This is a genomic window from Winogradskyella pacifica, from assembly GCF_003386275.1.
GTDB classification, from domain to species: Bacteria; Bacteroidota; Bacteroidia; order Flavobacteriales; family Flavobacteriaceae; genus Winogradskyella; species Winogradskyella pacifica.
Map to the genome: position 1 here is coordinate 328,975 of NZ_QREI01000005.1, position 8,191 is coordinate 337,165.

The following is an 8,191-nucleotide window of genomic DNA, read 5'->3' on the forward strand; positions in this document are numbered from 1 at the left end:
CACGTCACTTCTATTATAGTAAAACATAATATCAACTGAATTCATATCTCTATATTTTATAGGGATTATAGTCGTTTATTGTAGTTAATTAAAACTCGAATCATCAATTATCGATAAAATCATTTTTAACTTAATATTTTCAGAGATTAAAAATAAATTACCCTAAATAATGTCGACTCTCAAAATCGCATTATAAAATGAAACAAGTGTAATTTATTCCTATTTGGTTATACTATCTTTAAAGTTATTACAACGAACTTTAAATTTAAAAACTATTTTTTTTTTATGAAAAAACTTTGTCTCTTAAGCGTTTTGTTAATTACCATTCTATTTAATAGCTGCGCTAATAACAGCGAAAAAAACAAAACTACAGATACCACAGAAGAAGTTAATGAAAGCATAAAAAAAGAATTGAATTTCACTAATGAACAATTTTATGATGCCGATGGGCAGTTTTTAAAAGAAAAAGCAAAAGACGCATTAATGGAAATGCTTGAATATCATAATTATCCTGTTTTCGAAGGATTACGTGAAAAAATTTGGCTTACCGATTACAATCAAGGTAATTATGCTGAATTAGGATTAGCATCTATAATGTTTGTTAATAACGAAGAAGACCAATACATGTTAATGGATATCTTTCTATTACCTGGTCAAATGCTAGGAGAGCATATGCATTTCGCAGCAGAAGGTAATCCTGTAAAGATGGAAGGTTGGTTAGTAAGACATGGAAAAAGTTACATCGTTGGCGTAGGAGAAAACAATCGCGATCAATTTCCGCAAGTGGTAATCCCTCAAAGCCATTGGGAAGGAAAAACGACTACTAATTATATTATTGAAGCAAATGAAGGAGATTTTGCTTCGTTGGCAGAAGCCGAATCACCACATTGGCAAATGGCAGGCCCAGAAGGAGTGGTAATTACTGAGGTTGGAAATGTACACACAAACTCTGGTGTGCTGAGATCTGACCCTAAAATGAATTAAGTTAAAATTAATAGTTCCATAATTCTAAGAAAAACACCTAACCGATTAATTCTTAGAGCCTAAATGTTAAATATTATTTAGATTAAATATAAATAACTACTTTTGTCTTGAAAACTTAAAGATTTCCTTTTGCAGGAAAACTAAAGATGGGCAAAAAGAAGAAAAATAAAAAACTAAAAAAGGAACGTATTAAAGTTCTTGAGGCTTTTGGTATTGAAACACTTGGCAATGTAAAAACTAAGTGCTGTAAAAAATATAAAAAAGCCGAAAATAAGCGTTGTAAAAAATGCCCTTGTTTTGACTTATTAAAGAAGGTCGCTTAATCTCTACTCATCATACTTTTTAGACGTTTTATAATTTAAATTGTAAAATAAACATGATTGTGTTTAAGGAATGATAAATTTTATAGACTAAGTCAATTATATTTACAAATTTTAATATAATTCTTGGACCATGAGATCAATTTATTTTCTTAAGCTTATCAGTATTTCTTTTAGTATCTCATTGGTTTTTTCCATATCTATTTACGGACAGGCACAAGATATAAGCAGGACAATTATCCCCGTAGATTGGGATGTTTGTAAATATCACCCAGTTATAAATTCTAAGTCCTCATCTATAAAACCGCCAGCTAACGTATTTCAAAAAATGGCTAGAGGTGGCGAAAATTGTTCAACGTTTATAGTTGACTATAATGGTTTTACTCCAGAAGCACAGGCCGCTTTTCAGTTTGCAGTAGATATTTGGTCAAATTCTATTGAATCACCAATACCCATTAGAGTTTCCGCTAATTTTTCTGAACTAGATGAAGGAGTACTTGGAGGAGCCGGCCCGACAAACTTTAGCACTATTTCAGTAGATGGACTCCCACCCAATATTGCTTTTCCTTTGGCTTTAGCCGAAAAACTAGTAGGTGAAGAACTCCCTGATTCAGGAGAAGAAACCTCTACAGACATCCAAGCGACATTCAGCAGTACTGCAAATTTTTATTTTGGTTTAGACGGTAATACACCTAGCAACCAAGTAGACTTTGTTTCTGTCGTTTTACACGAGCTTGGCCACGGCTTGGGAATAATAGGGTTTGGAGGTGTTGATGATGATGACGCCCCAACACAAGGCGTACTTAGAATACAAGGCTTTATTGGTGTTTGGGATAATTTTATTGAGAATGGTATACCTACAGCTATTACAAGTTTTGAAGATCCGTCGGCTGAGTTACTATTAGAAATCACAGGAAATAATTTATTTAGCAATGGTCCAATAACTACAGCACAAAATGGTGGCATAAAACCATCGACGTATGCACCTGCAATTTATAGGCGTGGCTCAAGTTATAGTCATTGGGACGAGGGCACGTACCCACCTGGACATCCTAATTCATTAATGACACCCTCTATTGGACTTGGAGAAGCTATTCATAATCCTGGATTAGTTACACTCGGATTTATGGAAGATATGGGTTGGAGTATTTGTGGAGGAACACTTTCCGTTCCTAGTTTCAATTTAACCACAATTGAAGTAAGCCCTAATCCGTTTAATTCTACTATAAATATTCTAACAGAAGCAAACAGCGCCGATACATTTAATATTAGTATTACAGATATAAACGGTAGACAAATACTAAAATTAACTCAAAAAATTAGTAACGGAAAGCTTACTATTTCTAATTTAGATCAATTAGAGGATGCGCTCTATTTTATTAAAATTCAAAATGAAAATACAGGTGCAAGAGTTATAAAAAAGATTATTAAAAATTAAAGGTATTTGGGTTTATAGGATTTAAAACCTCAATGATTACAGTACTCATTATTTACCCTATTTATATTCTGCCAAGAATGTGTTATAAATAACCTTATGATTTGTAATTTTTGTTCTACTTATTAGACTTAGTAGCTATGACTCACACTTTTAAAGAATTTTCTACCAACGCTATTTTCAATATTGGAAATGAAACTGATTTACTTTCCTTAAAAAAAGCGAAACAATGTGAGTTATATACTTTTATTTGGGCAAAATCTGAAGCTATCGATCTCACGATTGACAGCGTCCCATTTACAGTACCACCCCATAGCATATTAGCATTAACGCCTATTCAATATCTTCAATACAATGGCGGTAAGGACGTCATCGTTTATCAATTTAACAGTGAATTTTATTGTATCAAAGATCACGACCAAGAAGTAAGCTGTGTTGGTATTCTCTTTTTTGGAAATACTAATATCCCAATTATTCATTTAAATCAAAACGAGCAACAAAAGTACAACACCCTTCACGAGGTTTTTATAGACGAATTAGAAACCGAAGACAACATACAAGCCGAAATGCTTAGAATGTTAATGGCTCGGTTTATTATAAAGAGTACGCGTTTATTAAAAGCCAAAGAAGGTATTACAGAATCTCCGAAGAGCTCTAAAGTAGATTTACTACGTGAATTCAATTTCTTAGTAGAACAACATTTTAAAACAGAACACAGCGTCGCGTTTTATGCTGAAAAACTATTTAAATCTCCGAAAACCTTATCTAATAATTTTGCAAAACTAAACAGAAGTCCATTACAAATTATACATAACCGTATTGTATTAGAAACACAACGTCAATTAGTTTATACCGATAAAACAGCAAAAGAAATTGCTTACGATATCGGGTTTGAAGACGCCTCTCACTTAAGTCGTTTGTTCAAAAAAAATACGTCAATATCACCTTCAGACTACAAAAAGCGCTTAAATACCTCTAGTTAGGAAAAATTGACATGCCGTTGGGCAAATTCTTCATTTTAAAGTAGCCACTTCTCTCGCATCTTTGCATTGTAATATTAAAACAATAACAAGATGACACTAAAAATCAAATCCATATTTAATCTCATAGAGATATTTACAAACAGTCCAAAAAAAATAGTAAACACCATTAACACAGAATCGTATTGTGAGGAAAAACATATTCATGATTATTACTGTGATGCCGAAAAGCCATTTATAAGCTAAATCAAGAACAAGGGAAAAAATGACATGCCAAAGGGAATAACAAACATTCTTTAGCACTGTGATATATCGCAACTTTGTACCAACAAAAAAATCAAAACAATTACTAATAATAATTCTGTATTAAATCAGAATAAAAAAATTAAAAACATGAGCACATTTAATATTTTAAAAAGAGAAGACGTTAGCGCTAATAACCAAGCGATATTCGATAACCTAAATAAGGCATTAGGTTTTGTACCTAACTTATATGCAACCTATGCAAATAGTGACACTGCTTTAGAAAACTACTTAACGTTTGCCAATGCAAAAACCTCATTATCTGCTAAAGAAAAAGAAGTTGTAAACCTTGCTGTTAGTCAGGTAAACGATTGTATTTATTGTCTTTCTGCACATACTGCCATTGGAAAGATGAACGGCTTTACAGACGCCCAAATCTTAGAATTAAGAGCTGGATTTTCTAGTGTAAACGAAAAATTTGATGCTTTAGCAAAACTAGCGAAAAACATTACAGAGAACAGAGGAAAAACAGACCAAGACGTCTTAGAAAACTACTTTAATGCTGGTTATACACAAGGAAATTTAATAGATACCATTTCATTAGTTGGCGATAAAACCATCTCTAACTATGTTCACAGCACCACGCAAGTACCTGTAGATTTTCCTGTTGCGCAACCTTTAGAATTAGAAACTATTTAATTAATAATTATAACCCATAAAATTTAAAAAAGATGAAAAAAATTATAGCCGTTATCGCAATCGCATTAACCTTTACATTAACAGGAAATGCACAAGACACAATGACCTCTAAAGCAACAACAGTTTCTTTAGAACAAACAAAAGGAGTCTTTACACAAACTGAATTGACCTTAACAGAAGGCGATTACATTTTTGAAATTGCCAATAATAATGTTGGTCACCAAGTCGGATTTGTATTAGTTCCTAAGGGAGCTGACGCCTCTAAGCCAGAAAATCATATTCAAACGGCTTATGTTACTAAAGCTGTAGAAAATAACACCAAAGAAACGTCGAAAGTCACAAAATTGACAAAAGGAGAATACGTCTATTTTTGCCCTCTAAACCCGACACCACAGTACACTTTAACTGTAAAGTAAGTAATTACATTATAGCGTTAAATAAAAAAAGAGCAACCAATTGGTTGCTCTTTTTGTGTTATCAATGAAACTATTATTTATTTCCCTAACATTAACAGCTCATTACAAACCACTTCTGTAGTGTAGCGCTTTATGCCATCTTTATCCTCCCAAGACCGTGATGTTAGCTTCCCTTCTATGGCCACTTCTTTGCCTTTAGTAATATACTTCTCAATAATCTGTGCTGTTTTCCCCCAGGCAACCACATTATGCCACTGTGTATCTGTGATCTTTTCGCCTTGTGCGTTTTTATAACTATCGTTGGTAGCGACAGAGAATTTTGCTAAAATTTTTCCGGATTCAAAATTGGTGATTTCTGGGTCTTGTCCTAAGTTACCAATCAACTGTACTTTGTTTTTAAGTGTGTTCATAATTTCTAAATTTTAATGGTTAACAGTTAATACTATCGAGTTCTAATGTTTCGACACTACAAAGATCTGATAGCATCCAAATATTATTCGGTAGTTACCTACTTACATACGTTTGTAATTATTTGTTTTCGTTTGTAAATGGGTAATTGTTGATGAAACGGGGTTTTATTGTATTTTTATAGTGCTTATATACGTGAGTTACCTGCAAGCCGAAAAACAGAATGGAAATAGAAAACATTAGAGATTTAGACGATGAAATTTTTGAAGAGTTTCAAAACTATTTTCCGAAATCAACAACTTCAGTTTTTTCAAAAAAATTTACAAATACAAATATCTCAATTCAATTTATTGACCTTAGTGCTAATTTTATAAAAAACTCAATTTATGATAATTGTGAAACTGATGATTATTATGGAATGAAAATTTTATATAGATGTCTAATTGAACATTTTATTCGTTTTAAATATCTTTATATAAACTGGTTATTAGACAAAAATGACGACTTTGCTAAAGAATATTTAGAATATGGTGACGCAAGAGAAGTATTAGATTTAATTAGAGCTAAGGTTTCCGAACAGCAACTTTACGATCCAAACTACAAATTAAAGGATTGGGACATTTTCTTAAAAGATCATCCAAATTTTAAAAACAAAACACGTAAAGAAGTTGAGGAAAAAACAAGGAAATACTCTTTTAAAAATATTATTAGATTTTTAAATAAAGAGTTGAAAAATGATGACACATTTAGTTCTGATTTTTTCGGGAAATTAATAGTTGAATATTCGGACTTGTCTTCTTTTGTGCACGGAGGAATGAAATCCTATCAAGAAATGATGTCTATGAATACTTTAGAAAAAAGATTAACTGAATATGAAAGAATTTGCGGATTAGCTTTTCAAATGAGTAACTCTATTAAATTATTTACTCTCTTGATGTACGTGCAAACTGATAGAGAAGATTTTAGTTTACATTATTTAAAAATAGATGAAATATTAAAAAAAATAAATAACGAAAAATAAAGCCTGCAGGTAACACCGTATATAATTTATTGCTAGTTCTAGCCTACTTACGAAAATCCTCGCGGATTTTCTATTCGGTTTTTATTTGCTAAATTAGGTGCTTAAACCACGCAACAAACCATATACAAACACGTTACCCAACATTTGAAAAAAAGCTACTTATGAAAAAAACACTCTTTTTGATTTTAATAATATCCACTAATGTTTTCGGACAAAAAAAAGTCGGAAACGATATTTTTAAAATGGAGTTTTTAAGAATAATGGTAAATCTTGAAGGAAGTTCGAATGATTATTATTCTGATATAGTAGAAAGGTCAATGTTTTCAAAAAAAGATTCATTAAACTATGGATTTATAAACTCAAAAGGTAAAGAAGTTATAAATTCTAAATACACTTATGCATCTGACTTTTTTAATGGAAAATCAAATATTATAAAAGATTCAATACCGGGAATTATACTTGAAAATGGTAATGAAAAAATATTTCCCGAATATAGTGCAACATATTGGTATAAAGATAATTTAGGGATTGCTATAAAAGACAAAAAATATGGTTTCATTGATGAAAATGGTAAAATTATTATTGCTTTAAATTATGAAGATGCGTTTCCATTTTATGAAGGATATGCCTCTGTAAAAACAAACGACAAATGGAATTATGTCGATAAAAATGGAAAGAAAATATTTCCAGATAGTCTAACTTTTAGTTATAGACCAATAATTGATAATAATGCCATTTTTATGATAGAAAGTAAAGCTGTTGAAAAGAACAAATCAATGATTACTGAAAATGGTAGTAGAACTTTTGTAGAGTTTTTAAATAAAACAGGTCATATTCAACTTAAAGAAGGCTTAATTAATATTAATGGAAATGTTATTATAAATCCTATTTATGATGAAATTTCAGGTTACTTTCAAAATGGATTTATGAGAGTAAGAAATAATGGAAAAACAGGTGTAATTGATGAGCAAGGGAAAATTATAATTCCAATTGAATACGATGATATTAGTGATTTAAAAGACGGATTGTTTTTAGCAAAAAAATCTAATAAATGGGGAATGATTGATATTAAGGAGCAAGTCGTTATTCCATTTGAGTATAATAAAATCCGTTATTTTAATGAAGGTCTAGCTTTGGTTATATTAGATGAAAAAGCAGGATATATTAATAAAGAAAACGAAATAATAATTGAACCTCAATATAAATTCAATTTTTTGGGAGACTTCAATAATGGTTTAGCTTGTGTTCGAAAAAACAATAAATATGGCTACATCAATAATAAAAATGAAATCATAATTCCAATTATATACGATAGTGCATTACCATTTAAAGAAAAAAAAGCAATTGTAAAAAAAGATGGAATGTCATTTATAATCAACAATAAAGGAAAAGAAATTAAAAACATTTCTAAACCATATTTATGGCTTGAAAGAAATAAATTAATAAGATTTGCGGAATAAAAACGTTGGGTAACACCGTGTATAATTCATTGCTAGTTATAGCCTACTTACGAAAGTCCTTGCAGACTTTCTATTTGTGATTCATTTGCTAACTTTAGTACCTAAACACGCAACAAAATCATACACGTATTCCAAGATCAAATCCTAGTAATATTTAGTTTTATTTTTTATGCTGCATATTGCTGAAGAACCACATATGGCGTTCCTCTTTTTACTACGGCAAAT

Annotated in this window: 10 protein-coding genes; 9 read left to right on the forward strand and 1 reads right to left on the reverse strand. The window is 30.9% G+C overall.

Annotated features, from left to right (window positions below; translation table 11 throughout):
• The first annotated feature begins 285 nt into the window (after positions 1–285).
• The 7 genes from DFQ09_RS12590 (at position 286) to DFQ09_RS12610 (ending at position 5,077) form a co-directional block, all read left to right on the forward strand.
• On the forward strand, positions 286–984 hold the full coding sequence (locus DFQ09_RS12590) for a cupin domain-containing protein (protein WP_115810875.1): 699 nt from the start codon (positions 286–288) through the stop codon (positions 982–984).
• Positions 985–1,130: 146 nt separating this feature from the next.
• Entirely contained in the window at positions 1,131–1,307 is a 177-nt protein-coding gene (locus DFQ09_RS18940) for a hypothetical protein (RefSeq protein WP_181897177.1), read from the forward strand.
• A gap of 130 nt (positions 1,308–1,437) precedes the next feature.
• Positions 1,438–2,742 carry a T9SS type A sorting domain-containing protein gene (locus tag DFQ09_RS12595; RefSeq protein ID WP_115810877.1) on the forward strand — a complete coding sequence of 435 codons (1,305 nt, stop codon included), beginning with the start codon at positions 1,438–1,440 and terminating at the stop codon, positions 2,740–2,742.
• 137 nt (positions 2,743–2,879) lie between these two features.
• Complete coding sequence (locus tag DFQ09_RS12600; protein WP_115810879.1) at positions 2,880–3,722, forward strand: helix-turn-helix domain-containing protein; 843 nt, start codon at positions 2,880–2,882, stop codon at positions 3,720–3,722.
• 90 nt (positions 3,723–3,812) lie between these two features.
• Positions 3,813–3,965, forward strand: a complete 153-nt coding sequence (locus DFQ09_RS18945; RefSeq protein WP_179348970.1) for a hypothetical protein — start codon at positions 3,813–3,815, stop codon at positions 3,963–3,965.
• Positions 3,966–4,112: 147 nt separating this feature from the next.
• Positions 4,113–4,661: a carboxymuconolactone decarboxylase family protein gene (locus DFQ09_RS12605; RefSeq protein WP_115810881.1), complete on the forward strand. Its 549-nt coding sequence runs from the start codon at positions 4,113–4,115 to the stop codon at positions 4,659–4,661.
• A 32-nt stretch (positions 4,662–4,693) separates the two neighbouring features.
• A complete protein-coding gene (locus DFQ09_RS12610; RefSeq protein ID WP_115810883.1) occupies positions 4,694–5,077 on the forward strand; it encodes a cupredoxin domain-containing protein in 384 nt (127 codons plus the stop codon).
• A gap of 77 nt (positions 5,078–5,154) precedes the next feature.
• Here DFQ09_RS12610 and DFQ09_RS12615 read toward each other — a convergent pair whose 3' ends face one another.
• Complete coding sequence (locus DFQ09_RS12615) at positions 5,155–5,487, reverse strand: single-stranded DNA-binding protein (protein WP_115810885.1); 333 nt, start codon at positions 5,485–5,487, stop codon at positions 5,155–5,157.
• 221 nt (positions 5,488–5,708) lie between these two features.
• Between DFQ09_RS12615 and DFQ09_RS12620 the strand changes: the two genes are divergently transcribed.
• The gene (locus tag DFQ09_RS12620; protein WP_115810887.1) at positions 5,709–6,506 is read left to right on the forward strand and encodes a DUF5677 domain-containing protein; all 798 of its coding nucleotides are present in this window, start codon (positions 5,709–5,711) and stop codon (positions 6,504–6,506) included.
• 161 nt (positions 6,507–6,667) lie between these two features.
• Entirely contained in the window at positions 6,668–7,966 is a 1,299-nt protein-coding gene (locus DFQ09_RS12625) for a WG repeat-containing protein (protein WP_115810889.1), read from the forward strand.
• The last annotated feature ends 225 nt before the right edge of the window (positions 7,967–8,191 follow it).

What these genes read in the sequence shown, in the direction of transcription:
- DFQ09_RS12615 (WP_115810885.1), bottom strand. Translation starts at nt 5,487, where the DNA reads ATGAACACACTTAAAAACAAAGTACAGTTGATTGGTAACTTAGGACAA.
- DFQ09_RS12595 (WP_115810877.1), top strand. Translation starts at nt 1,438, where the DNA reads ATGAGATCAATTTATTTTCTTAAGCTTATCAGTATTTCTTTTAGTATC.
- DFQ09_RS18945 (WP_179348970.1), top strand. Translation starts at nt 3,813, where the DNA reads ATGACACTAAAAATCAAATCCATATTTAATCTCATAGAGATATTTACA.
- DFQ09_RS12600 (WP_115810879.1), top strand. Translation starts at nt 2,880, where the DNA reads ATGACTCACACTTTTAAAGAATTTTCTACCAACGCTATTTTCAATATT.
- DFQ09_RS18940 (WP_181897177.1), top strand. Translation starts at nt 1,131, where the DNA reads ATGGGCAAAAAGAAGAAAAATAAAAAACTAAAAAAGGAACGTATTAAA.
- DFQ09_RS12620 (WP_115810887.1), top strand. Translation starts at nt 5,709, where the DNA reads ATGGAAATAGAAAACATTAGAGATTTAGACGATGAAATTTTTGAAGAG.
- DFQ09_RS12610 (WP_115810883.1), top strand. Translation starts at nt 4,694, where the DNA reads ATGAAAAAAATTATAGCCGTTATCGCAATCGCATTAACCTTTACATTA.
- DFQ09_RS12625 (WP_115810889.1), top strand. Translation starts at nt 6,668, where the DNA reads ATGAAAAAAACACTCTTTTTGATTTTAATAATATCCACTAATGTTTTC.
- DFQ09_RS12605 (WP_115810881.1), top strand. Translation starts at nt 4,113, where the DNA reads ATGAGCACATTTAATATTTTAAAAAGAGAAGACGTTAGCGCTAATAAC.
- DFQ09_RS12590 (WP_115810875.1), top strand. Translation starts at nt 286, where the DNA reads ATGAAAAAACTTTGTCTCTTAAGCGTTTTGTTAATTACCATTCTATTT.